Below are 25081 nucleotides of genomic sequence, written 5' to 3'. Positions count from 1 at the left end.
CCGCCACTTTCGGCAGACAAGAATCGGTGGCCAAACGTCCCACCTCATGTCGATACAGTTGAAACATGAGTCGAATTATCGCCGGAGCCGCTGGAGGCATACCTCTATTCAGTGTTCCGGGCACAGCAACACGGCCCACCACTGACCGGGTCAAAGAGGCGTTGTTTTCTCGTCTCGACGCCTACGAGGTCATCGCCGATGCCAGAGTACTCGACCTCTTTGCTGGCTCAGGCTCCCTGGGCGTCGAAAGCGCAAGCCGCGGAGCGAAGATCGTCGACCTGGTGGAATCGGCCGACAAAGCCGCGGCAGTCAGCCGGACCAACGCCGATCTGGTGAACAAAACCCTCAAAAACCAGACTGTCCGGGTACATCACCTCAAGGTAGAAACCTACTTGGATCGGGCTCTTCCGTCGGATCAATGGGATCTCGTATTGATGGATCCTCCCTATCCGGTAGAAAACGACGCACTGACCGGCATCCTTGAAACCCTGGTTCCCCACCTGGCAGAGGGCGCTGTTGTCGTACTGGAACGCTCATCGCGCTCGCAGGAACCTGAATGGCCGGCCGGTCTGGAACGGTTTGCCGAAAAAAAGTATGGCGAAACCAAGCTATGGTTCGCAGAACCGACCGAGGCCGCGGTCTGAGGGACACCAGTCGGAGCCTTGCTGGCCATAGCGACGCGAACCATTGACACAAGCGTGCAAGGGCCGGGGTCATCGTGGGCCATCCTTGGGACCGGAGGGCCTCATGCGAATAGAGCACAACACGGAGTTCTTCGGAAGAGTGCTCGGTCGAGGACAGTTCCTCCAACGAGTGCGTCTGAGACACATGCATTTCCATGGTGGTGACCGATCTTCCCCCGCGGTGATGGAACTGCCGCAGGTTCTCTATCTAGTCAGTCACCTATGAGACGTTCGTGAGCCCCTGATGAGAGAACTCTCATCCGCGCCCGACGGCGACCGGAACGGTCCGAAGGATGTCTGCTGGAACCGCCCCCGCTCATGCACAAACCCGGCCGTCCTAGTGGACAACCGGGTCTGTGACGCTGTGAAACTTGGAGAGACGCTGTGAAACTTGGAACGAGGTCCTACTGCGGTTGGTAGGACAGGCAATCAGCAGTGTCAGCGCCGTGGCCAATGGTCACATTGGTCTTGCCGCACATCAAGTGGTCGTTGAACGTGCATTCGGTGCGCTGACAAGCACCGACGTGAGCCAACACCATCGGCAAACCACCGGTCGCCGACGTGTCGATGAACGTCGAACACGATGCATGATCGCGGCTACCACCGACAGTGATCGCGTAGGCAGTACAGCCGTCGTGATTGAAAGAGCAGGAATCAACACTGCACTCTGAAACACTCGCAACTTCGGTAGTCATGGTTCCTCCATTTGTAGCAATCAGCGGTGGCACAGGATCAACACCCCATGACACGTGGTCTATGCACCAACGGTACTGCTGAATGAATGAAAAAACAGCCGATAAAAGCAATTCTATAGCGCACATTAAATTAGCGTATTTATTGCTTTCGTATTGAGGTCGGGTGAATAGGATATTGCCTGCTCTGGGGTTAGTGCGGTACCGAGGAGAATGCAACAAGTTCGGAACCGGTCACCACAACACCTGGATGCGGACCCGCCGCTACCAGCGGAGCCGACCACTCGGCTGGCCACACCGAATCGGTTCCCACCAGCACGATATTCCCAGCCAGTTGCCCTCCGATCATTCCCGCATCAGCCAGCACCGCGACGTCGTCGGCCGCCTCCTGTAACCGACGAACCTGGGCACGCGCAAACGTCAGCGGCGGATCGTCCCCAACATTGACGAGAACAACTCCGCCCGGAGCCGCCAGCGAGGTCAACGCCTGATAAAACGCCTGATCGGTGAGATGGACTGGAGCATCATCGCCGGCAAACACGTCGAGCACCACTGCATCAAACGAGCCTGGCTCAAACCTGTCGAGCGCCGCCCGGGCATCCTCGATCAGCAGGGAACACCGGGTGCCTTCAGGCAGCGGCAGATGCTCCAGCACAAAGTCCAACAACTCCCGTTCCAGTTCGACCGCAACCTGCTCAGAGCCCGGCCTCGTCGTTTGGACATAGCGAGCCAACGTCAACGCGCCAGCACCGAGATGCAACACCCGAATTGGCTCACCGGCAGGCTTGAAAATATCCAGGACATTCGCAATACGCCGCAGATACTCGTAGAAAACGTGACCGGGGTTCCCCAGATCAACATGCGATTGTTGGGCACCGCCAATACTGAGAATGTAAGCGCCCTCGGTGAACGCGTCTTCATCAATTTCGGCTAGCTGGCCAATGTCGGCCAAATGAAGGGTGGGCACAGCACCATCCTCGTCGGCGCCCAGTTCAACACCCTTCACAGCCGCGACCGCAACGTCGACAGACGGTCAGCTGCTTCTTCGAGCACCTCGGTCTTCTTGCAAAACGCAAACCGGAGCAACGAACTGGTCCGTGCGGCGCCGTCGGGATGGCAAAAGACAGCCACCGGAATAGCCGCAACCCCCAGCAGTTCGGGCAACCGCCGAGCCAACGCGGTGGCATCCGAAATTCCCAGCGGCGCTGCGTCGACGTTCACGAAGTACGTGCCCTGGGGTGTGAAGACATCGAATCCGGCAGCCTCGAGACCGGCACTGAGAATGTCCCGCTTACGCTGCAGCGTTGCTGCGGTCGTCTCGAAGAAGCTGTCGTTGAGACCCAAACCGTGTGCAACGGCGCTCTGGAATGGAGTCCCGGAGCTGTAGGTCAGAAAGGTCTTTACCGTGCGGACCGCCGAAATGAGTTCCCGCGGCCCACTGATCCACCCAATTTTCCAGCCGGTGACCGAGAACGTCTTCCCTGCCGAGGAAATGGTGAGCGTGCGGTCCGCAGCGCCAGGCAACGACGCAATTGGCACATGCCTGACGCCGAAGGTGAGGTGTTCATACACCTCGTCGGTCACGATCACCGAGTTGTGCTTCACCGCAAGATCGACGATCTTCTGCAACACCTCGCGCGTAAACACGGTGCCCGTGGGATTATGCGGATTGTTGAGCAGAATAATCCGGGTATTGGCGTTGACGGCCCGCTCGAGTGCGTCCAGATCGGGCTGAAAATCGGGAGCCGACAACGGAACAGTGGTGTGGGTGGCGCCACTGAGGCCGATCGTCGCGCCATACGAGTCATAGAACGGTTCAAAGGTGAGCACCTCATCACCGGGTCCGGCAAGTGCCAAAACTGTTGACGCAATGCCCTCGGTTGCGCCGGTGCTGACGATAATCTCGGTGCCGGGATCGGGGGTCAGCCCATAGAACCGCTCCTGATGGGCAGCGATGGCTTCCCGCAGCACCGGCAGTCCCTGCCCCGGCGCATACTGGTTGGCGCCAGCCGCAATGGCAGCACGGGCAGCCTCAAGAATCTCAGCCGGACCATCCTCATCAGGAAAACCCTGCCCCAGGTTGATGGCACCGTGCTGCATCGCCAACATGGTGATTTCCTCGAAGATCGTGACACCGAGACGCCCATCGGAGGCCAACAGATTGGCGCCCGACGCCGTCCGTTGCCATGGCGTAGGGGTTGTGGCGGTGCCGGTAACCAGTGAAGAAGTAGTTGAACTCATGCACTCAAGTATTGCGGTTATGACGCCGCACCGCCGCGGCCGGGTGTACCGCAGCGCACTTCACTGTAGATTCGAACCATGCGTCGCGCAGTCTGCCCCGGATCCTTTGACCCCATCCACAACGGTCACGTGGAGGTCATCGCCCGAGCCGCAAGCCTTTTTGATGAGGTGATCGTAGCGGTGTCCAACAACCCAGCCAAAAAATACCGGTTCGACCTGGATGAACGCCTCGAGAGCGTCCGCGAAACCCTCCAGTACCTCCGGGGCGTGTCAGTCCTGCCCATGAGCGAAGGTCTGCTGGCTGACTTTTGCCGCTCACATGGCGCCAACCTCATCGTCAAGGGTCTGCGGTCCAGCCAGGACTTCGACTATGAACTGCCCATGGCCACCATGAACCGCCAACTCACCGGCGTCGAAACCGTCTTCATCCCGGCCGAAAACAGCTACACCCATCTTTCGTCGTCGCTCTTGAAAGAGGTCGATTCACTCGGCGGAGACATCTCGCCGTTCGTTCCCAAGGGTGTGCTGAAAAGGCTCAAACGGCCCTCATCGTAGGGTCCCAATTAATCGGACGAATCTGGGCCGATGAAGTAGTCTGGCCTGATGAACGACAAGACCCGACTCGCACCCGAAGATCCGTTCCCGGAGGACCTTGACGACCTGGCCGACGGTGAAGTGGAAGTGCTGAACAGCAAAGTCCACCGTCAGATCGACGAGGAGTATGTCGACGAGGGCCAGCCACACCCCGAGACCGAATTCCGCAAGGAAGAGCTCGACGAGGAACTCGACGAGCGCGACGAAGACGGCACGTCCGACGACGGCACGCCGCACGACGCAGACGGCACGTCCGACGACGCAACTGAGCCGACGGACGACGCAGCTAAGCCGACGGACGGCGACTCCCAGCAGTAGCGGCTACCTCGCGTACAGCGCAATCTCGGTGGACTTGACCACAAAGAACACCCGCATGCCGGGCACCAGGTCGAGATCCGCCGCAGCCGCGGCCGTAATGTCGGCGCTGAGATGACCGGCCCGGACACCCACCAGCTCGCCGCGTTGATCCAGGTCACTGACCGTCACCGGCAACACGTTGCGTGGACTGCCTGACGGCGCACTGACAAACACCGACACCGCACGAGGGCTGAACACCGCTGCCGCCTCCTGGCCTTCCGCCAACGGTTGCTCGGCAAGGGCGGATAGTCGCAACCCGTCCACGGTGGCCAAACCACCCTTGACACTGGTTCCGGTCACCAGATTCAGCCCAGCCAGCCCGGCGCCAAAAGCACTTCGAGGACGTTCAAGGACCTCACGCGTTGGACCCATCTCGACCACCTCGCCGGCCTGCACAATGATCGTGCGATCGGCAAGCATCAGCGCATCAAGCACATTGTGGGTGACGATAATCGCGCTGCGACCGGTCAGGACCCGTCGCAACGTCCGCCTCATTGCCGGTGTCACAGCAATGTCCAGCGCAGCCATCGGTTCGTCAAGGAGCAAAAGCTGAGGATGGGTGGCCAGCGCCCTGGCAACCGCCACCCGTTGCGACTGTCCGCCGGACAGCTCCGACGGCCGACGGTCAGCGAACTCCTCCGCCTCCACCTCCCGAAGCCACCGGAGCGCTTCGGCCCTGGCGGCAGCCCTGCCCTCGCCCCGGCTACGCGGCCCGAAGGCCACATTGTCCAGCACGCTGAGATGCGGAAACAGCAGCGGCTCCTGCGCCAGCAGCGAGACGCCCCTGTCGTACGGCGGCAGCCAGGTATGGCCGCCGAACAGGACGGTGTCACCCAGGGTGGCGCTGCCGCCGTCGGGACGCAGCAATCCAGCAAGCACGGCAAGCAGCGTCGATTTACCGGCACCGTTGGGGCCCAGGATGGCCACCGTTTCGCCTTGCCCCACCGTGAGCTGCACATCCAGCCCGCGCGACGCCACCTGCACATCGGCCAGCAGACTCATAGCGCACCTCCGCCGGGCGCGCGCGACCGATGCGCCAGCCCCACCACCAGCACCGCGACCACCACCAGTACCAGTGACAGCGCGACGGCGGCATCAGGGTCAGTTTCCCGCTGCAGGTAGATCTCGAGCGGGAGGGTGCGGGTGACGCCCTCCAGACTGCCGGCAAAGGTCAGTGTGGCGCCGAACTCGCCCAGCGCACGGGCGAAGGACAGCACCATCCCCGAGATCAGCCCTGGCAGCACCAGGGGCAGAGTGATTCGCCGCAACACCGTTCCCGGGCGTGCCCCAAGGGTTGCTGCCACCGCTTCGTACCGGTTGCCCGCCGACCTGATCGCACCCTCGAGGCTGAGCACCAGGAACGGCAACGCCACAAACGTCTGGGCAATCACGACGGCGGTGGTTGAGAACGCAATGTCGATCCCCAGGACCTGGAGGCTGTTCCCCAGCAGACCCTGGCGGCCAAAGGTGTAGAGCAAGGCGATGCCGCCAACCACCGGTGGCAGCACCAGCGGCAACAGCACCAGGGCACGCAGCAGCTTTTGGCCGGGAAAGTCGGTGCGGGCCAACACCAGAGCCATCGGCACCCCAAAGATTACGCACAACACGGTGCTGATTGCTGAGGTGCGCAGGCTCAGGCCCAGCGCTGCCACCGAGGATTCAGACGTGATGAGGGAGAAAAACTCCGCCCAGTTCACCTGCGAAATCATCGCCGTCAGCGGCAACATGACAAACAGTGCACCGACGCCGGCAACCAGAAACACCCACCGCGGAATGCCGTGCTGGATCGACCGACGCCGGGAAGGCGGGCGCCGGGATCGGCCCCAGGATCGGCCCCGGGTGGGGGCCCGGGTGGGGGCCGGGGTGGGATTTGGGGTGGGGTCCGGGGTGCTGGCTCTCGGGTTGCTCATGGTGCACCGAAACCGGCGTCAGCAAGCAACTGCCGGCCTGCGGGCCCGGCCACCAGGTCGAGGAAGCCGCGGGCGGCGTCGACGTTGCCAGCCGTCATGGCCGCCAGCGGATAGGTGGTCACCGCCTGGTCGGATTCGTCGAAGTCGATGCCCTCCACCGCGTCTCCTGCTGCCAGCACATCGGTGACGTAGACGAGCCCCGCGTCGGCCTGGCCGGAGCGCACCTTGCCCAGCACATCGGTGACCGAGGATTCCTCGCTGACCGCATTCACCGTGATGCCTGCCGCTTGCTGCGCCTGGGCAGCCGCCGCCCCACAGGGCACCTGCGGGGCGCAGAGGACAACCTTCGTGGTCGGATCCGCCAGATCGCCGAAATCCGCCACGTCTGCCGGATTGCCCGGTGGAACAGCGATCACAAGGGTGTTGGACGCGAAATCCACCGGAGTTCCGTCGATCAGGCCCTGCTGGACCAGACGGTCCATGGTGGCGGTGTCCGCTGCGGCAAACACGTCGGCTGGGGCGCCGGCGGAGAGCTGAGTGGCCAAATCCGAGGAACCGGCGAAACTCAGGGTCACCTCCATCCCCGGATTCGCCGCTTCAAAGTCTTCGGCGAGCGTGGTGAACGACGATTGCAGGGATGCCGCAGCAAAGACGGTCAACGTTTTTTCCGCTGAATCGCCGGGGGCGCCGCAGGCCGTCAGCGCAAGAACTGCCACCGACGACGCAGCCAGGAGACGACGTCGTCCTCCGGTTCGCAACTCAGGTTTGGTCTGCACGTCAGGCTTTCCGGCCGGGGGTTTCGACAATCACGGTTGTCGACTTCACTACGGCGACAGCCACCGAGCCGGGCTCCAACGCCAGATCACGCACGGCTTCGGCGCTCATCAGCGACACCACCCGATGCGGTCCGCACTGCAGCTCCACCTGAGCCATCACCTTGTCCGTCACCACCCGGGTTACCAGTCCCACAAATCGGTTGCGGGCGGAACTGTCCATCCCCGAAGGATCGTCCGGGAGGACCGCCCGCTCACGGGCCAGGTGCGCAAGTTCCAACCCATCGACTGTGGTGATGCCAGTCTCCGACTTTTCCCCGGTCAGGGTGCCATCCTCCACCCAGCGGCGCACTGTATCGCTGCTGACCCCAAGATAGTGAGCGGCATCTTTAATGCGTATCTGCGCCATAAAACACACTCTATCGCAGCAGATGCGGCAATGTAGGGGTCTTCGAGAGCCCTAGTCCTGCTCGAGTGGGTCATGCCCCCAGTTCATCAGCGAGTACCGCCACCGGGAGTTTTCCAGGTCAGCTGAGGGCTTCTGCGCCAGATGCCGGTGGATGTAGCCCACGACTTTGTGCATGTGTTCGACATCAGATTCGCTCAGATCCGCTTTATTGGTCCGCAGCATCTTCACAATCCGCCGACCGGATGCATGACCCACTGATTCCCCGCCGTCACCCTTCTGACCGACCGCTTTGGACTCATCGGTTTCGAGCCACCGCTCCAGGGTGGAAGCATTCATGGTGACAGCCTGTTTCCAGTCGGACCAGATTGAATCCAGTGACTTTTCGGAATCGCTCATCGGTGGCGCTACCCCTCAGGCAGTAGGTGAGGCCGCACTCCATCGGCGGGCCCTGATAGCGCTAAGCATACTGACCAATGCGGTGAACGCACCATGGTACGGGAGGCTGTCAGATGCGGTTGGCGCACACCGGCCGCACATAGCTCGCGGTGAGGGCGGCGCTCTCCTCGACGAAGCGGGGCAGCCATTCGAGGAAGCCATGGTCCGGCTCGGAGGGCACCATGAGAAGGTCCGCCGTGGAGCACTGGCTGAGGTTGGTGAAGGCCCGAAGGGAGTGATAGTCCGACGTCACCACGATCAGCGTGTCCCAGCCCCGATCGGCGGCTAGCCGGGCCAGGGCACGAGCCTCCCCCCGGGTGGTCTGGGGATCAGGCTCAAAGCACACCCGCGACTCGTGGGCCGGGCGCCGGCACAACTTGTCGGCGTCGACGTTTCCCGGGGTGCTGGTAGTGGACATCACCAGGATGGATGAGTGGCCGGCTGCGACAAGCTCCTGCCCCACGGGGAGCCGCTCCGAACTGGCGCCACCCAACACCACCACAGCGTCTGCCTCAACGCTTGCCACGTGGGCAGCGTCGAAGACCGGAGGGTTGATGAAGAGTGAGTAGCAGGCGAGCAGCCAGACGCCGGCGAGGGTCACCAGGACAGCCAGCGATCGCCGCAGCCACAGCCACACGGCACTGGTGGCTGGGGGAATCTTCACTGGACACAGCCTACGTGCCGGGGTGGGGGAGGTGGGGGACCAGACCCCGCCGGAGCGCCGGATGGCCTGGGGCCTACCAGCGTGGCGCGTTTGGCTCTGCCCCCAATCCGTGGTGAGGTGGGGCATGAGCGGCACTCGCCGTCGTCGTCGGCAATAGCCGCATACCGGGTCCGCAGGAACTGGTTTGAGCCGGGCGGGCTTATCAGGCTAAGATGATACGTCGGTCATATGTTCTACAGGAGTTCCCATTAAAAGCGATCTTAGTTCGCCTTTGATTTTCAACGTCAAGGACCTCGGGCGCAGCCCGGGCAGCATGCGAACAATCGAAGAACATGTACCCGCACCAAAGGATTTCGGTGTGGTTCTCATCGGTGTTCAGGAAGGTTCCCCCGTGGAACTGGATCTGAGACTTGAGGCAGTACATGAAGGCATTTTGGTATCTGGTACCGCAGACGTCGAGATCGTGGGCGAATGCGGCCGGTGCCTGGATCCCATCAGGTACAGCAGCAGCATCGATGTGCAGGAGCTTTTCTACTACGACGACGTCGAGTTGTCCGAGGGAGAAGAACCTGTTGAAGAGCACCGGGTAGATCGGGATTCAATTGATCTTGAGCCGGTGCTTCGGGACGCAGTGGTAACGTCGCTGCCGTTCCAGCCGGTGTGCCGGGAGGACTGCGAGGGTCTGTGTTCTGAATGTGGAGCACGCCTTGCAGATGACCCCGATCATCAGCACGAAATTTTGGATCCCCGCTGGTCCGCCCTTTCCGGGTTGACTGGCACTGCAGCGTCAAGCGACGCGGCAGCAAGTACAGAGTCTGTCGAGAGAGAAGAGAGTTAGTCGTGGCTGTTCCTAAGCGGAAAATGTCCCGCTCGAATACCCGTGCACGTCGGTCCCAGTGGAAGGCAACTGCGCCCAAACTGGTGAAGACCGTGGAGAACGGCCGCGTTACCTACAGCCTGGCTCACCAGGCCAAGGTAGTAACCGACTCCGCCGGCACTGCACTGTTCCTTGAGTACAAGGGACGCAAAGTAGCCGACGTCTAACGACCGCTGCGTACCCCGGCAACGGGGGACCCGCAGCGTTCTTATGCGAATGCGTAAGTAGACGTGGCTAATACTGAAGACCTTTTGAAGCGTCTCGGTGTCTCTATAGACGCCGGGACGCTTCGTCTTGCCCTGACACACCGCTCGTTCGCCTACGAGCACGGGGGCATCCCCACCAACGAGCGCCTGGAGTTCCTGGGCGACTCGGTGCTGGGACTTGCGGTCACCGATGCGCTGTACCGGGATAACCCCGACCTGTCAGAGGGCGATCTCGCCAAACGACGCTCCGCCGTCGTCAGCACCCGTGCCCTGGCCGGGATTGCCCGCGAACTGGACCTCGGCGAGTATGTGCTGCTGGGCCAGGGGGAGAAGCTGACCAACGGCAAGAACAAGGCCTCGATCCTCGCTGACACGATGGAGGCCATTATTGGCGCTACCTACCTGGACAACGGTATTGAAGTTGCCCGGGCCATGGTGATGCGGCTTGTCGCGCCGCTGCTTGGCAGTGCTGCAGCGATGGGCGCCGGCACCGACTGGAAAACCAGCATCCAGGAAATCGCCGCGGCACGCCGGCTCGGCGCCATTGACTACAAGGTCACCGGCTCCGGCCCCGACCACGCACGCACCTTCGAAGCCCTCCTCATCGTCGGCGGACTGCCGTATGGCTCCGGGTCGGGCCCCTCCAAGAAGGAAGCCGAGCAGGAGGCAGCCGCCGCGTCGTGGAAGATGCTCCGGCACCTCGCCCACGAACCCAAATCGGCCGCTTACTCGGTGTCGACCCCGGCCAATGGCACTGGCCCTGCTGATGCTTCTGACGTGACTGCCGCCCCCGGTTCGGCCGAGTCAGCCTAAGCCGTACCATGCCTGAACTTCCCGAGGTTGAGGTGGTGCGTCGCGGCCTCGCCCGCTGGGTGTTGGGACGAACCATTGACGACGTCGACATCCTTGATGTCCGCTCCATCCGCCGGCACGGGCTGGGCGCCGAAGACTTCGCCGGCAATCTGGTGGGAGCCCGGGTGCTGGACGTGGTGCGGCGGGGAAAGTTCCTGTGGATGCCGTTGGCACCTCCGGCCGAGGCTGGTGGGACTGCCACGAGTGGTGGCACGAGTGGTGTCGCGCCAGTGGCCCTGATGGCTCACTTGGGCATGAGCGGCCAGCTGCTGGTCAAAGACGCAGGCTTGCCCGAGGAAAAGCACTTGCGGGTCAGGCTCACCCTGTCGGCTGTCGACGATCCTGATGCCGGACCCCTGCCGCAGGAGCTTCGGTTTGTTGATCAGCGCATTTTCGGCGGCCTCTTTGTGACGTCGATGGTGTCGACCACAGACGGCCATCCGGGTGGGCTGGGGGAGAGTCCACTGCCGCTGATCCCGGTTGAGGCCTCCCATATAGCCCGCGATCCGCTGGATCCGGCATTCTCCTTCGATGACTTCTTCGCAAAGCTCCGGCGACGCAGGACCGGAATTAAACGAGCGCTACTGGACCAGGGACTGGTATCGGGAATCGGCAACATCTACGCCGACGAAGCGCTGTGGGCAGCCAAAGTCCACTATGCCCGCCCCACGGATGTCATGCGCCGGGCCGATGCCCTACGGCTGATTGATGCCTGCCGTGATGTGATGCTGCGGGCGCTCGACGCTGGCGGCACCAGCTTTGACTCGCTCTATGTGAATGTCAATGGCAGCTCCGGTTACTTTGAACGTTCCCTCAACGCCTATGGCCGCGAGGGCGAACCTTGTACCCGCTGCGCCGCCGACCCGTTCTTTGACGGCCTTTCGCTGATCCGCCGCGAGATGTTTATGAACCGTTCGTCGTTCAGCTGCCCGCGGTGTCAGCCGAAGCCCCGCAACGGCCGCTGGTAGCGCATCCCTGCAGCCGGGATCCTTGGTTCAGCACTCCCTCGCACCTCACCTGTGCCACGTTGCCCACTAGCCCCAGTCCCACTCCCGCTCCACCAAGGAGACTTACCCACATAGAACGGGTGACGCCGCACTGACACCCCCAAAGAGGGCGACCATTGGGCATGGACACGGTCAAGACACTGCAAGAACTAGGCGGCGTGGCACGCCGTAGGGAACTCACCCGCGCCGGTCTGGGATCTGGTCACCTCCGCGCGGCCCTCGCAAAGGGTGAGGTGGTAAACCCCGGGCCAGGAGTCTTTGCGCTACCCGGCATCACTGGGAGTCTGCTCACTGCATCGTGTGCCAAAGCTGAACTGGCCTGGATCAGTGCCGCAACGCAACCAAACCTCTGGGTGCTGCGTCCATCATCGTGGCTCCATGTGAGCGTCACCCACCTGCGCCGCGCAGGACTCAGCGTCCAAACACAGGTGTACATCAAGGGTGTGGGACGGCTTGATCTGTTCGTCGAAGGACAGCTGGGCATCGAACCCGGCGGACGCAACCATCACAGTGGTCCCGCCGAATTCGCCGAAGACCGCCGCCGATGGAACCTGCTCACCACCGGTCGAGCACGGATTCTCCGTGTCACCTATTCGATGCTCGTTCACGCCCCGGCGGAATTCCTGCAGGTCGTGTTGGATTGCCTCAGCCCTCCACGGTCGGACCCGCGCCCCGACCTGGGACATCCAACAGCATACTGCCGCCGTAACCTAAATGTGACAAACCCGGACCAGGAAATGTACAGTGGACCGCACGTTGGGTTCCGTTCAACTCAGCGTCCTTTCGACAGATTGCCTAATTCTGCCGCCGTCGTAAGGTCCGTTCGCACACATCAGGCAGAAGCGGGGGAACCAGTAGTAGTGGTCGTCGCCAGACGACCTAGGGGTGAAGGCGCACAGCGCCCGGGTGGCTCCCATCCGAATCCGACAGCTAACTTCGCAGGCATTGGGAGAGGCAACATCATGTCCAAGAACCGTTATATCGCGCGCCACCGTGCAACCCCACCAAGCGCCATGCAGACCGTTTCCAAGGCAGTTAGCTCTCACGCTGGCGCCATCGGTCGTCCAGCAGCTGTAGTCGTCGCCGCATCAGGTCTGATGTTCAGCGCCGGACTCCCAGCCAACGCTGCAGGCGAAGTCAACGTCAGCGCCCCGGCCGCCGTCTCCGCACCAGTTGCCCAGACGACCGCCGCCAGCTCCACCACTCACACCGTTCAGTCCGGAGATACTCTGGGCAGCATCGCCAGCACCTACGGCGTCAGCATCGAGGCCATCTTCGCCTCGAACGGTCTCGGCTGGGATTCGATCATCTACCCAGGTGACGTCATCTCACTGTCCGGCAACGCCGGCCAGGCCACTCAGGTATCAGCACCAGCACCGGCTGCAGCACCAGCTCCGGCTGCTGCTCCCGCCCCAGTTGCTGCACCAGCAGCCGCTCCGGCGCCTGCCGAAACCAGCACCCTGGGCATTACCACCGCTTCCGAGACCATCCAGCCAATGGGAGCAGCATCCACCGGCGGACAGGTTTCCAGCGCAGGGATCGCCGGAACAGCACAGGGCCTCGTTGGCTCCCCCTACGTCTACGGCGGCACCTCGCCAGGCGGCTGGGACTGCTCGGGCTTCGTGCAGTGGGTCTACGCTCAGCACGGCATCGACCTGCCCCGCACCAGCCAGGCACAGATGGGCGCGCTGACCCCCACCAGCAACCCTCAGCCCGGCGACCTTGTCGTCCAGAACGGCGGCGGACACATCGGCATCTACATCGGTGGCGGCCAGATGGTCAGCGCACTGAACCCGAGCCAGGGCACCCTGGTCCACGCGGTCAGCGCCATGCCACTGGTTGGGTACTACACCCTCTAAACCCTCCGCGTCAGCGGTACGGTTGTCAGCACCCGAATGCGTCATCGGAGAAATCCGGTGGCGCATTCGTGCTTTCCGGACGCTTTGGTCCCCGATAGGGCAAGCCAATGACACCGAGGCAACCGACGGGTCAAGATACGACAACGGAAAACTGCGTGCCACCACCGAGCCAGCTCACCTGGGGACGAACTGACAGTCAGGGACGTCTCCACGCTCCGATGGATCGCTAGGAGAGGGAAGCCTGGTTCCCCTGGTAATGCTGGTTCCCCTGGTAATGCTGTGCCAGGCGGGCCAGACCTTCATCCACTGACACCGTAGGCGTCCAATCGAGCAACTCGCGGGTCCTGCGCTGATCAAACCAGTGTGCAGTCGATAGTTGCTCCGCAAGGAAACGGGTCATCGGCGGTTCACTCTCGATCCCGCCGCGCTGCCAGAGGAATTCCACCAGGGATCCCGCGACCCGTGCCACACCGCCAGGAACGGCCCACCGCGGCGGCTGAACCCCTCCGGCCCGGCAGATTCCGGCGATCAATTCACCGATCGGGCGGGGCTCACCACTGGTGACCACCACAGCTTGTCCAGCCAACCGATCCATGCCGCTCAAGGCTGCGCCGATCGCTGCGGCGGCGTTATCCACGTAGGTGGTGTCGACCAGGGCGGTGCCGGCGTCAAGGAACGGCAGGCGCCCGGCACGCGCACGCTCCAGCACCCGTTCAACCAGCTGCGTGTCACCGGGACCCCACACAATGTGGGGACGGACCGCTGCCACCCTGAAACCTTCGCTGTTGGCGTCCAACGCGAGCAGTTCGGCTTTAGCCTTGGTCTGCGCGTAATTGCCGCGCACCAGAGCCGGAGTGGCCTCAGTGGCACCTTGACCCACGAGTGCCTCACCCACGTGCGCCACCGACGGCGAGGAAATGAAGACGAAGTCGCGCACACCGGCCGCGCGCGACTCTTCGAGCAGGACACGGGTGCCCTCCACATTGATTGCCTCGAAGTCAGCCGCAGCACCCGCGAAGGAAACCTTCGCCGCGAGGTGCACCACCGCATCCATGCCCTGCACAGCGCGGTGGATTGCCGTCTGGTCGGTGATCGATCCAAGGCTGTCTTCAACGCCAGCCAGACCGGATGGGCGCCGCTGAAACGTCCTGACCGCGTGACCCTGCGCCTGGAGGAGCGCGGCAGTAACCCGGCCCAGCATCCCGCTGGCACCGGTGACGAGAACCCTCACAGCTTGCCGACCCGGCCGCCGGCGAGCACCCCGGCAGCCCACACCGCAACCGCTGTCCGGTCAATCTTCGCGTTGTGCCTGATGTCGGTGGGCAACGACGGGACCGCCAACACTGCCGACAACTCCACGCCGACGGACCGGGCCGCATTCCGTGCCTGAGCCGCCAGCTCAGCTCCGGCCAGGCCAGGCTTCTTGACCGGGGGAATGGTCTCAACCACTGCAACGACCGCCTGGGTGCCTGCCGGACCAACACCAACCACCGCGGCCAGCCCGACGACGTCGACCGATTCCAGCACCTGTTCCACCCCGACCGGGGTCACAACACCCGTCGACGCAGTCACGATGTGGGGGAGTCTGCCCTCGACCCAGAGCCTGCCGTCGCCGTCGAAATGGCCCACATCTCCGGTGCGGTGCCAGCCGCCGCTGCGAGAGCTCTCACGCTGAGTCATCCACAACCGGTGGTAACGCTCTTTGACGTGGGGAGCGTGGACGAGGATTTCCCCAGTGATACCGGCATCGGTGGTGGGGTCGCCGTCGGCGGTACCCTCCTGGTTGAGGGGACTAACGGTGATCTCTGCGCCCGAGACAGCTCTGCCCACACAGACGCCGTTCCCAGCGCCAACCACATTCCCGGCTGCTGCATCGGCTTCGGCCGAGAGGATCAACCCGAGGTCGACGTCGGTCACGGGTAACGCTTCGGTCATGCCGTAGGGCGTGTGCAGCGATGCCCCGGGAAGGATACCCAGCAGCTCGGTCAGCAACCGTGACGGCACGGGAGCCCCGGCCGAGAGCAGCAGTGAAACACCGGCCAATGCCGCCCGGTGCTGGTCAGTGAGTTCTGGCTGGGTGGCGAGAATGTTTCGAAGGGCCGCTGGAGACGCAAACACGGTGGTCGCATGGATGGCGGCGACGGCGTCTGCAAGAGCCGCCGCGGATAGGGTTTTCGGTTTGGTGACGTCCATGTCGGGAGTGATTGACGTCGTCCCCAGGGCTGGACCCAGCAACGCGAACGGCGCGAACCCTGCCACCAGCCCGTCGCCGGGTCGAATGTTGAAGGTCTGGGCCAGGGTGTCCCGCATCGCTGCGAGCCGCCGATGGGTGTAGACGACCCCCTTGGCCGGGCCGGTGGAACCCGAGGTGAAGAGGATGGCCGCGTCGGCATCGGGATCGAGGCCGTCGGGATCGAGACCGGCAGGATCAAGACCATCGGGATCGAGTCCGGCAGGATTGGGACGATCGGGGTCGAGACCGGCAGGATCCAGTCCAGCATCGTCGGTCTCGGTAGACGTCCCATCTCCGCTGGCCGCGCGGAGTTCGGCGAGCGAATGCTGCACCCCGAGGAGCTTCCGTTTCGCGGCCGGCAACGTCGCAACACTGATCCGGCGACCCGGCCAGTTGAAAAGCTTCGCGGCGGTGAGCGCCAGGTCGATGCCGATCAGGAAATCGGGGACCGTGCCACGAACGGCCTTGCTAAGGCCCTTTCTCCCCAGGCCGGCGTCGGCGACGATAATCACGGCGCCGATCCGCAAGCAGGCATACAGGAGCACAGTGAGTTCGACTCCGGGCGGAACCATCAGGCTGATCCGGCTGCCGCGTCGCACGCCGATCTGCCGCAGAGCTGCGGTGAGGGTCTGCACTTCACGCTCAAGGCCTTGCCAGGACAGCGACCGCTCAATCTGGCCGTCGGCGCCCATGTCGGCAACAGCCAACTGGTCCGCGTGGGGGCCGTTGGCGCGCTGAATCAGCTCGTGTTCCAGCGGGCGGAACATGCTGGCTTGAGCTGGTTCCTGATCCGGGGACGCTGCGCCTGGGGGCGCTGCCTCTGGGGGCGCTGCCACAGGGGACGCTGCGCCTGGGGATGCTGCGCCTGGGGATGCTGCGCCTGGGGATGCTGCGCCTGGGGTCCGGGCTCCATTGAGCCACCCGAACAGGGGCGTCGCAATGTCCCGATCCTCGCCGACCAGATGGCTGGCTCCCTCGAACCGGTGAATATCGGCCTGGGGGAGTCGCTCCGCCAGATCGTTGAGGTAGGTGTCGGAGAAAATCGGATCTTCGGGACCCCACAGCATCAGGGCAGGCACCTCAAGGGTGCGAATGCCCTCCGCGATGGACCGAAGCGCCGGATAACTCGGATGCGACGGGCGCGCAGGAATATCCGCGACAAAATCAGCGATCCCCTGACGCCTGGCACCACCGCGGTACGGCAGCAGGAACGCCTTCCGCACTTCCTTGGGCAGCGACGGACGCGCCAGCGAATGGGTGACATCAAGGAACGCCGACGTGTCCCTGGTCCCCCAACGGTGCACCATCGGATGCAGCGCCAGCCGCAGCGGCGCAGGAATCTGGCGATCGGGGTCTTGATGAATTGCGGTATTGGTGAGCACAACACCGGACAGCAGGTCCCTGCGCCGGTCGGCGAACCCGAGGCTCACCACGCCACCCCAGTCATGACCGACCGTGATGACCGGCCCGGTCAGCCCAATCGACTCAACAAAATCATTCAGGTCATCCACACGGTCGGCGAGCCGACGAAAGCGGCCGGTCCGCTCCGACAAACCCATGTTCAACTGGTCGACGGCGATCACTCGCCAGCCGTGCTCAACGCCGGCAGCGAGCACAGACCTCCACAGATACGACCAGGTGGGGTTGCCATGCACACAGAGCAGCGTGCCCCTGGGCGGCTCCAAAAGCTGCGATCCGTTATCCAGGTAATGCCAGCTGTTGGTGGTGCCTGCCGGATCCACGGCAGCGGTCGAGGGGACGTCTCGGTAGGCCGGCCACGAGGGGTCGACGCCGGGAAGTGCTACCACGCAATCTCCAGCATCGCGGTGTTCAACCCGGAACCAACACCCATGCACAGCACCCGGTCACCCGAGGTCAGCGTCTGGGCTTCAGCGGCCAGGGTCATCGGCAGCGACGCCGGACCCACATTGCCCCATTTCTGGAAGGTCATCGGTACCCGTGAAGGATCCAGATCAATGGCCTCAACAATGGCGTTCGTGTGGGTGCTGCTCACCTGATGGGTGATGTAGCGGTCCATCGACGTCCAGTCCCATTCCTGCTGGGCTTCCTTCCAGGCATCGACAACCAGTTCGAGGCCGCCGTCGAGTAACCCCTGAGCATCGGTGTACATGCCGTCCATCCCGCCGATACACAATTCGTGGTGTTCGGTGCCGGCCCGCGCCACTCCGCCCAGCACACGGTGGGCGCCGGGGTGCGCATCGGCAGGACCCAGCACCGCAGCCGCAGCGCCCGACCCGAGGGTGAGGGTGGCAAACTCCTGCAGGAAGCTGGCCCTGGTGGCGTCCGGCTGGTTGAGCCTGCGCAGCGTGGCTTCCTGGGTGGCCTGGGAATCTTCACCGTTGACCACCATGGCGTACTGGATCTGTCCGGCTTCGATCATGTTCGCTGCCAGGGTGATGCCGTTGACGAAACCCAGGCAGGCGTTGGCGACGTCGAAGTTCATCGCCGACGAGGGCAACCCCAGGTTGTTGTGGATTTTCACTGCCACCGACGGTTCCAGGTTGGTCCGGGTCACCGAGGTGTTGATCAGCAGCCCGATCTGCGACGCTTCGATCCCCGAGGAAGCCAACGCTTTGGCTCCTGCCTCGATGGCGGCGTCGTCGAACTTGGTGCCTGGAGCCCACCATCGGCGTTCGGTGATTCCGGCCACCCGCTGGAGCAGGCCGTTGGAGAGACGAAGGCGCTTCAGCGCCGGAGCTAATACCCGGTCGAACTCATTGGAGGTTACGATGACCGGAGCCTCAACACTCTCTACGCCAAGTAGCGCGGTGTTGTGGTGTCGGAAGTTGAAATTGCCGGTCAAATTTCCTGCCTTGTCGACTAGTCAGTGCGCCTCGGTTACCTGCGCTGGATGGCCTCTAGGGCGCTCGGACGCACAAACGAATCTAACGATTCGTTATAAAGCCTACTTGGTGAAGCTGCAACAGGCGGCGTTCGGGCAGCATTACGCGGTGCGTGAACCCTCGCAATGCTGCAAAACGGCCCGTTAACCCAGTAGATTAGGGAAAACCACCATCTTCTGGAGACCTAAGACACTGTGCATCTGAAAAGTCTAACCGTGCGCGGCTTCAAGTCCTTCGCATCCGCGACGACGTTCGACTTCGAGCCAGGCGTCACCGCGGTGGTCGGACCCAATGGGTCGGGCAAATCCAATGTGGTGGACGCCCTGGCCTGGGTGATGGGCGAACAGGGAGCCAAAACGCTTCGCGGCGGCAAAATGGAAGACGTCATTTTCGCCGGAACCTCGGGCCGGCCGCCCCTCGGCCGTGCGCAGGTCTCCCTGACCATTGACAACGCCGACGGCGCCCTGCCCATCGAGTACGCCGAAGTCACCATTTCCCGCACCCTGTTCCGCACCGGCGGATCCGAATACGCCATTAACGGTGACACCTGCAGGCTCCTCGACATCCAGGAGCTACTCTCCGATTCGGGGCTCGGCCGCGAAATGCACGTGATCGTGGGGCAGGGCCAGCTGGACAAGGTGCTACATGCCACCCCCGAGGACCGCCGCGGTTTCATCGAGGAGGCTGCAGGGATCCTCAAGCACCGTCGCCGGCGGGAAAAGACGGTGCGCAAACTCGATGCCATGCAAGCCAACCTCACCCGGCTGACCGACCTGACCGGTGAAATCCGCCGCCAGCTGACGCCGCTGGGCAAACAGGCCGACGTCGCCCGCCGCGCCAAGACCGTCCAGTTTGATGTCAGGGATGCCAGGGCGCGGCTCATGGCCGACGATCTGGTCCAGCTGATGAACTCCTTCGAACGTGACGTCGCTGACGAGACAGCGCTCAAGGAACGCCGCGCCGACGTCGAAAAACTTCTGGCAACCGGCCGGGCGCGGCAAGCCGATCTGGAACGGTTCTCCGCCGACGCGACACCGCGGCTGAACGCCGCCCGCGACACCTGGTACCAGCTGGCCAACACCCGCGAACGGTTCAGGTCGTTGGGCAGTCTCGCCGAGGAGCGTCGGCGGCTGTTGGGAGCCGGCGACGACGACGGCGTCTCCCGGGCCGGCGGCAGGACCCCCGACGAACTGGATCAGCAGGCCGCCCGTGTCAGGGCCGAGGAAGCCGCGTTGCGGGACCACGTTGCCGAACGCGCCGAAGCGCTGGAAACAGCCATCGAATTGCGCGCCGATGCCGAGGATTCGGCGGCAGTCGAGGACAGACGGCTGACCGGGCTGCTCCGCGCCGCCGCCGACCGGCGTGAAGGCCTGGCGAAGCTGATCGGCCAGGTATCCGCCGCCCGGTCGAGGGTGGAATCGGCCGAAGCGGAGCTGGGCCGGCTCCGCGCGTCGGTGGGCGACGTCGACGTCCGCCGGGCAGCCGCCCAGCAGGAGTTCGCGGCACTCGAGGTCCAGGTGGCCGGGGCCGAGGAGGGCGAAGAGAACCTTGACGAACAGTACGAGGCTGCCACCCGTGCACTGGAGACGGTCCAGCAGGAACTTGAGGACCTGACCGGCGCGGAACGGGCAGCCGACCGCGAACGGGAGTCCCTGCAGGCCAGGCTGGAGGCGCTGATGACCGGACTGCAGCGCCGGGACGGCAGCCAGGCGGTGCTCGATGCTGGCCTTGAGGGCGTCCTCGCGGCCGTCACCGACCTCCTGACGGTCGCCCCAGGATACGAGAGCGCTATCGCTGCCGCGCTCGGTTCAGCAGCCGACGCCGTCGCCGTCGGGGACCTGACAGTCGCCGATCGTGTGTTGCGCCGGGTGCTGGAGGACGACGCCGGCCAGGTGACCCTGCTGGTCGCCGACGCAGCGGTGGGCAGCACGCCGCCCACAGTCCGCCCCCCAGAGCTGGATCCGCTACCCGATGGTGCGACCCCTGCCAGTGACCTGGTGACCTGCGACAGCCAGGTAGGCGCCGTGGTAACCCATCTGCTCCAGGGAAGGGTTGTGGTCCAGGGGATTGACGACGCCTTCGAGCTGGTGCAGGCCCAGCCACACCTGACGGCCATCACCAGGGACGGGCACGTGGTCACCGTCGCGTCGGTCAGCGGCGGGTCCGCAGCCGAACCGGGCGTGCTGGAGGTTCAGGCGGCGGTTGACGAAACGACGGTCCGGCTCGAGGCCGCCGCCAACCGGATGGAACGTGCACGGTTTGAGATAGCAGCTACCACCGGACGGCTGAACGACGCCCAAAAGACAGCCGATCAGGCCCTGGAACAGTTGCATGATTCCGATGCCCGACTCGCAGCAGTCGCCGAGAAGCTGGGTCAACTCGGGTCAGTGGTACGGTCCGCGGCCGGCGAAACCGACCGGCTGACCCGCCTGGCCGACGCTGCCGCCTCCAACCTCGGCGCCGAACAGGAGCGGCTGCAGGAAGTCACCGAACGGCTCGCCGCTGCCCAGGACGCACCGGAAGAGAGCGAACCGTCCACCGAACACCGGGACCTGCTGGCGCTCGGCGCGGCGCAGGCGCGGCAGGCCGAGATGGAAGCACGCCTGTCGTTGCGCAGTTCGGAAGAACAGCTCCGCGCGATCGCCAACCGTGCCCTGTCCCTGGAGCGCGCAGCCGTCGCCGAACGGCAGGCACGCGTCCAGGCCGCCGAACGTGCACGGATCCGGCGTCTGCAGGCAGCCAGGGCTGCCGCCGTCGGACAGGCGGTGCACACCGCACTCGGGTACCTTGACGTCTCGGTGGAGCGGGCCGCGCACTACCGCGACGCCGCTGAAGAGGCCCGCGCACAGTGGGACGCCGAGCTGACCGACGTCCGAACCAGCAATGATCGCCTGATCACCGAGCTCGGCGAGCTGACTGACTCGGTGCATCGCGACGAACTGGCCCGCGCCCAGCAGCGTGCCCGGATCGAAACCCTTGAGAACCGTGCGATTGATGAACTCGGCCTCACCTCGGATCACCTGATCGCCGAATACGGTCCCCACCTGCCGGTCCCGGTAGCCGTTGCTGCAGCCGACAAATGGGCGGAGCTGAGGGCGCCAGTGGATGAGGAGGGCAATCCGATCCCCGCCGGGATTCCCTTCGTCCGCCAGGAGCAGGAGAAACGGCTCAAACGGGCCGAGAAGGATCTCGCGTCCCTGGGCCGGGTCAACCCGCTGGCACTCGAGGAATTTGCCGCACTGGAGGAACGCCACCAGTTCCTCAGCACCCAGCTGGAAGACCTCAAGGCAACCCGCAAGGACCTCCTCGACATCATCCGCGAGGTCGACGAACGGGTGGAACAGGTCTTCACCGCCGCCTATCAGGACACGGCTGTGCAGTTCGAGCGCGTGTTTGGGCGGCTGTTTCCCGGCGGGGAGGGACGGCTGGTCCTCACCGACCCGGACAATATGCTCACCACCGGCATCGAGGTTGAAGCACGTCCGGCGGGTAAGCGCATCAAACGCCTCTCGCTGCTGTCGGGTGGGGAGCGCTCGCTGACCGCCGTCGCACTGCTTGTCGCGATCTTCAAGGCCCGGCCGTCGCCGTTCTACGTGATGGATGAGGTGGAGGCGGCCCTTGACGACACCAACCTCAGCCGGTTGCTCACCATCTTCGAGGAGCTCCGCGAATCCAGCCAGCTGATCATCATCACCCACCAGAAGCGGACCATGGAGGTCGCTGACGCCCTGTATGGCGTGACGATGAGGGGCGACGGCGTGTCAACGGTCATCAGCCAGCGGCTGGTGGACGCCTAGGCGCTCGTCTTTTCGGGGAGCGTTTCGCGGGCGCCCAGCCAGATGAGGAACGCCGCGAACGCCACCACGCCGGTGAGGGCGAACGCCCAGCCGAAGGACAGCGCGTCGACGATCAGGCCGGCGATGATTGGCCCGATGATGGCGCCGGTGTCGGCGCTCATCTGGAACGCCGCGAGCACCTTGCCGCCGCTGCGCTGGTTGCCAATCACATCAGCGATCACTGCCTGCTGGGCCGGGTTGAGCAGGCCAGCCCCGAGGCCGGCAACAACGGAGACCGCGAGGAACATCACCAGATCGGTGGTGAAACCGAGACCCGCCATGGCCAGTCCGTTGACAGCCAACCCGGTCAGAACCAGTGGTTTACGGCCCAGCCGGTCGGCCAGCCTGCCGGAGAAGGTCAGGGCCAGCGCGGTGCCGAGGGCGAAAAACGTCAACGCGATGCCCGCCGCTTCCGGTCCTTCGTCCAGGACCGCAACGACAAAGAGTGGAACCAGGGCCATCCTGACCCCGAACGAGGACCAGCCGTTGGAGAACCCGGAGGCGAGTGCCGCCCGGTACGCAGAGTCGCCGAGCGCTTCACGTACCGAAAGGCCGGGCAGTGGGGTCGCATTGGCTGCTTTATCCCGAAGCGCTGAATCCCGCAGCTTGATGAACACCACGGTCGCCGCGACGATCAACGCACCGGCGTAGACCAGGAAGGGCACCCGTAGGCCGAACACGGCCAACAGTCCGCCGATCAGCGGCCCGAAGATACTGCCGAGCAGGAAAGCCGACGCGTACGAACCCGAAACCCTGCCCCGCAACCCCGGCGGTGCCAATCGAACGATCAGGCCCATCGCCGACACCGTGAACATGGTCGAGCCGATACCGCCAAGCCCCCGGAAGATCAGCAGCTGCCAGTAATCGGCGGCAAACGCGCAGGCACCCGTCGACAGCGCCACAATCAGCAGCCCCGACACGTAGACCGGACGCTCACCGAGGCGTTCGACGAGTTTGCCGCCGGCAGGGGCAAAAACGAGGCGGGTGAAGGCAAACGCGCTGACAATGATGGCCGACGCGGTCACCCCCAGCTCAAGACGGGCGACAAACGGCGGCAGGTCGAAGCTCTGGGCGAACTGGGGCAGCACCGGTGCGACCAGCCCGAACCCGATGGCAATGACGAAGGCCGCAGCAATCAGGACCCAGATTTCCTCGGGGATTCTGATGCGTTCTGCGGGTGCGACGGCGGAATCGCCGGCGGCGGGGGAGCGTCTGAGGCTGAACATGATGAGAGTAGTCTTTCACCAGTTTCCCTCGGGCCATGCCAGAGGCGTATGAGAAGCTAGGTCTGTGAACGAGACGACGCTCCAGATACTAATTTACGTAGCCATTTCTCTCGCGGTGATCGGCTCACTTGCCGTGCTGCTGCTGAAGGGACGCAAAACACCCCCGGGTACCTACACCACCACCCGTGACGACGACGACCGCGTTACCGGTGGAACCCCGGGAACCTCCACTGACACGTTGGAGCAACCGACAGACACGGCGCCCGACGTCGTCGTACCCGATGATCTGCGCGATCTCGAAGAGACGACCATCGGCACCGAAACGGTTCCGGTCGAGACCCCCGACGAGGTACAGGGCCGCCTGGCCCGCCTCCGCGCCCGCCTGGTCCGCTCCAACAACGCGCTCGGCAAGGGCCTGCTCGCCCTGCTGTCCCGCGACAACATTGACGAAGACGTGTGGGACGAGATCGAGGAAACCCTGCTGCTCGCCGACCTGGGCACCGAACCGACAATGGAACTGGTCGACGCGCTCCGGGCCCGGGTGAAGGTGGCAGGAAGCCGCAGCCCCGCCGAGGTCAAGGACATGCTGCGCCAGGAGCTCATCAAGCTCGTGGATCCCACCATGGACCGCTCCCTCGCTACCCACCGGCACGCCGACCGGCCGGCCGTCGTGTTGGTCGTCGGCGTTAACGGTGTCGGCAAGACGACCACCGTGGGCAAACTGGCACGGGTCCTGGTCGCCGATGACAAGGATGTCCTCCTGGGCGCTGCCGACACCTTTCGGGCCGCCGCTGCCGAGCAGCTCGCCACCTGGGGCCAGCGCGTCGGCGTGCCGACCGTGCGGTCCGACGTCGACGGCGCCGATCCGGCGTCGGTCGCGTACGAGGCCGTCAAGGCCGGAATCGACGGTGAAGTGGACGTAGTGATGATCGACACCGCCGGGCGGCTCCAGAACAAGGTGGGCCTGATGGACGAACTCGGCAAGGTCAAGCGGGTCATTGAGAAGCTGGCCGCCGTCGACGAGGTACTGCTGGTCCTCGACGCCACCACCGGCCAGAACGGTCTGAACCAGGCCCGGGTATTCGCCGAGGTGGTAAACGTGACGGGAATCGTCCTCACCAAGCTCGACGGCACCGCCAAGGGCGGCATCGTGGTCGCCATCCAGCGCAGCCTCGGAGTCCCCGTGAAGCTGGTGGGCCTGGGCGAAGGCCCCGACGATCTGGCGCTCTTCGAAGCCGAAACCTTCGTGGACGCACTCCTCAACTAGCCCACCCGGCCAAACCAAAGAGCGGAGGAACACAAAAGAACGGAGGGGGGGGAACCTTCGTGGTGGGATAGGGAGGGAGGAGGGAAAACAACAAGG

General features: G+C 64.1%; 24 protein-coding genes and 1 riboswitch. Of the genes, 10 read left to right on the top strand and 14 right to left on the bottom strand.

The window, feature by feature from the left end; genetic code table 11:
* The first annotated feature begins 65 nt into the window (after positions 1-65).
* Positions 66-644 carry a 16S rRNA (guanine(966)-N(2))-methyltransferase RsmD gene (gene rsmD, locus ACX80T_RS14010; RefSeq protein ID WP_459304704.1) on the top strand — a complete coding sequence of 193 codons (579 nt, stop codon included), beginning with the start codon at positions 66-68 and terminating at the stop codon, positions 642-644.
* Positions 645-1087: 443 nt separating this feature from the next.
* Here rsmD and ACX80T_RS14005 read toward each other — a convergent pair whose 3' ends face one another.
* The 3 genes from ACX80T_RS14005 to ACX80T_RS13995 form a co-directional block, all read right to left on the bottom strand.
* Complete coding sequence (locus ACX80T_RS14005) at positions 1088-1378, bottom strand: DUF1540 domain-containing protein (protein WP_019482952.1); 291 nt, start codon at positions 1376-1378, stop codon at positions 1088-1090.
* A 190-nt stretch (positions 1379-1568) separates the two neighbouring features.
* Positions 1569-2381: a spermidine synthase gene (locus ACX80T_RS14000; protein WP_459304703.1), complete on the bottom strand. Its 813-nt coding sequence runs from the start codon at positions 2379-2381 to the stop codon at positions 1569-1571.
* Positions 2378-3616 carry an aminotransferase class I/II-fold pyridoxal phosphate-dependent enzyme gene (locus ACX80T_RS13995; protein WP_459304702.1) on the bottom strand — a complete coding sequence of 413 codons (1239 nt, stop codon included), beginning with the start codon at positions 3614-3616 and terminating at the stop codon, positions 2378-2380. The genes ACX80T_RS14000 and ACX80T_RS13995 overlap by 4 nt, the downstream gene beginning before the upstream one ends.
* 78 nt (positions 3617-3694) lie before the next feature.
* On the opposite strand from ACX80T_RS13995, the gene coaD reads away from it, so the two are divergent.
* Positions 3695-4171 (top strand): pantetheine-phosphate adenylyltransferase, encoded by a 477-nt coding sequence (gene coaD, locus ACX80T_RS13990; RefSeq protein ID WP_019482949.1) that lies wholly within the window; start codon positions 3695-3697, stop codon positions 4169-4171.
* A 48-nt stretch (positions 4172-4219) separates the two neighbouring features.
* Positions 4220-4528, top strand: a complete 309-nt coding sequence (locus ACX80T_RS13985; RefSeq protein WP_459304701.1) for a hypothetical protein — start codon at positions 4220-4222, stop codon at positions 4526-4528.
* Positions 4529-4531: 3 nt separating this feature from the next.
* Here ACX80T_RS13985 and ACX80T_RS13980 read toward each other — a convergent pair whose 3' ends face one another.
* The 6 genes from ACX80T_RS13980 to ACX80T_RS13955 all read right to left on the bottom strand — a co-directional run bounded on the left by ACX80T_RS13980 (position 4532) and on the right by ACX80T_RS13955 (position 8758).
* Positions 4532-5569: a sulfate/molybdate ABC transporter ATP-binding protein gene (locus ACX80T_RS13980; RefSeq protein WP_459304700.1), complete on the bottom strand. Its 1038-nt coding sequence runs from the start codon at positions 5567-5569 to the stop codon at positions 4532-4534.
* Positions 5566-6477 carry an ABC transporter permease gene (locus ACX80T_RS13975; RefSeq protein ID WP_459304699.1) on the bottom strand — a complete coding sequence of 304 codons (912 nt, stop codon included), beginning with the start codon at positions 6475-6477 and terminating at the stop codon, positions 5566-5568. The genes ACX80T_RS13980 and ACX80T_RS13975 overlap by 4 nt, the downstream gene beginning before the upstream one ends.
* Complete coding sequence (gene modA, locus ACX80T_RS13970; protein ID WP_459304698.1) at positions 6474-7253, bottom strand: molybdate ABC transporter substrate-binding protein; 780 nt, start codon at positions 7251-7253, stop codon at positions 6474-6476. The genes ACX80T_RS13975 and modA overlap by 4 nt, the downstream gene beginning before the upstream one ends.
* Before the next feature lies 1 nt (position 7254).
* Complete coding sequence (locus ACX80T_RS13965; protein ID WP_459304697.1) at positions 7255-7659, bottom strand: TOBE domain-containing protein; 405 nt, start codon at positions 7657-7659, stop codon at positions 7255-7257.
* Positions 7660-7710: 51 nt separating this feature from the next.
* Positions 7711-8055: a DUF3140 domain-containing protein gene (locus ACX80T_RS13960; RefSeq protein WP_019482943.1), complete on the bottom strand. Its 345-nt coding sequence runs from the start codon at positions 8053-8055 to the stop codon at positions 7711-7713.
* Between the two features lie 109 nt (positions 8056-8164).
* On the bottom strand, positions 8165-8758 hold the full coding sequence (locus tag ACX80T_RS13955; RefSeq protein ID WP_459304696.1) for a YdcF family protein: 594 nt from the start codon (positions 8756-8758) through the stop codon (positions 8165-8167).
* A 271-nt stretch (positions 8759-9029) separates the two neighbouring features.
* Here ACX80T_RS13955 and ACX80T_RS13950 point away from each other — a divergent pair, with 271 nt between their 5' ends.
* From ACX80T_RS13950 to mutM, 4 genes are all read left to right on the top strand, one after another.
* Complete coding sequence (locus ACX80T_RS13950) at positions 9030-9596, top strand: YceD family protein (RefSeq protein ID WP_019482941.1); 567 nt, start codon at positions 9030-9032, stop codon at positions 9594-9596.
* Positions 9597-9598: 2 nt separating this feature from the next.
* A complete protein-coding gene (gene rpmF / locus ACX80T_RS13945) occupies positions 9599-9802 on the top strand; it encodes a 50S ribosomal protein L32 (RefSeq protein WP_024476178.1) in 204 nt (67 codons plus the stop codon).
* Positions 9803-9865: 63 nt separating this feature from the next.
* Positions 9866-10654 (top strand): ribonuclease III, encoded by a 789-nt coding sequence (rnc, locus tag ACX80T_RS13940; RefSeq protein WP_459304695.1) that lies wholly within the window; start codon positions 9866-9868, stop codon positions 10652-10654.
* Between the two features lie 8 nt (positions 10655-10662).
* Positions 10663-11661, top strand: coding sequence for a bifunctional DNA-formamidopyrimidine glycosylase/DNA-(apurinic or apyrimidinic site) lyase (mutM, locus tag ACX80T_RS13935; RefSeq protein ID WP_459304694.1), 999 nt, complete (start codon positions 10663-10665; stop codon positions 11659-11661).
* Positions 11662-12065: 404 nt separating this feature from the next.
* On the opposite strand, the gene ACX80T_RS13930 is transcribed toward mutM, so the two are convergent.
* The gene (locus tag ACX80T_RS13930) at positions 12066-12308 is read right to left on the bottom strand and encodes a hypothetical protein (RefSeq protein ID WP_459304693.1); all 243 of its coding nucleotides are present in this window, start codon (positions 12306-12308) and stop codon (positions 12066-12068) included.
* Between the two features lie 174 nt (positions 12309-12482).
* Positions 12483-12659, top strand: a riboswitch (cyclic di-AMP (ydaO/yuaA leader).
* Between the two features lie 3 nt (positions 12660-12662).
* Between ACX80T_RS13930 and ACX80T_RS13925 the strand changes: the two genes are divergently transcribed.
* Positions 12663-13559 (top strand): C40 family peptidase, encoded by an 897-nt coding sequence (locus tag ACX80T_RS13925; protein WP_459304692.1) that lies wholly within the window; start codon positions 12663-12665, stop codon positions 13557-13559.
* 226 nt (positions 13560-13785) lie between these two features.
* On the opposite strand, the gene ACX80T_RS13920 is transcribed toward ACX80T_RS13925, so the two are convergent.
* The 3 genes from ACX80T_RS13920 to ACX80T_RS13910 are packed head-to-tail and all read right to left on the bottom strand — an operon-like array spanning position 13786 to position 18616.
* Positions 13786-14790 carry an NAD-dependent epimerase/dehydratase family protein gene (locus ACX80T_RS13920; RefSeq protein ID WP_459304691.1) on the bottom strand — a complete coding sequence of 335 codons (1005 nt, stop codon included), beginning with the start codon at positions 14788-14790 and terminating at the stop codon, positions 13786-13788.
* Positions 14787-17600, bottom strand: a complete 2814-nt coding sequence (locus tag ACX80T_RS13915; protein WP_459304690.1) for an alpha/beta fold hydrolase — start codon at positions 17598-17600, stop codon at positions 14787-14789. The genes ACX80T_RS13920 and ACX80T_RS13915 overlap by 4 nt, the downstream gene beginning before the upstream one ends.
* Positions 17594-18616 (bottom strand): 3-oxoacyl-ACP synthase III, encoded by a 1023-nt coding sequence (locus ACX80T_RS13910; protein ID WP_019482933.1) that lies wholly within the window; start codon positions 18614-18616, stop codon positions 17594-17596. The genes ACX80T_RS13915 and ACX80T_RS13910 overlap by 7 nt, the downstream gene beginning before the upstream one ends.
* Before the next feature lie 234 nt (positions 18617-18850).
* Between ACX80T_RS13910 and smc the strand changes: the two genes are divergently transcribed.
* Positions 18851-22453 carry a chromosome segregation protein SMC gene (gene smc, locus ACX80T_RS13905; RefSeq protein ID WP_459304689.1) on the top strand — a complete coding sequence of 1201 codons (3603 nt, stop codon included), beginning with the start codon at positions 18851-18853 and terminating at the stop codon, positions 22451-22453.
* On the opposite strand, the gene ACX80T_RS13900 is transcribed toward smc, so the two are convergent.
* Positions 22450-23718: an MFS transporter gene (locus tag ACX80T_RS13900; RefSeq protein ID WP_019482931.1), complete on the bottom strand. Its 1269-nt coding sequence runs from the start codon at positions 23716-23718 to the stop codon at positions 22450-22452. The two genes, smc and ACX80T_RS13900, sit on opposite strands and share 4 nt — an antisense overlap.
* Before the next feature lie 64 nt (positions 23719-23782).
* Here ACX80T_RS13900 and ftsY point away from each other — a divergent pair, with 64 nt between their 5' ends.
* Positions 23783-24985, top strand: coding sequence for a signal recognition particle-docking protein FtsY (ftsY, locus tag ACX80T_RS13895; protein WP_019482930.1), 1203 nt, complete (start codon positions 23783-23785; stop codon positions 24983-24985).
* Positions 24986-25081 lie beyond the last annotated feature (96 nt).

Source organism: Arthrobacter sp. Sr33 (assembly GCF_054511195.1).
This window is presented reverse-complemented; position numbering and strand designations above follow the sequence as displayed.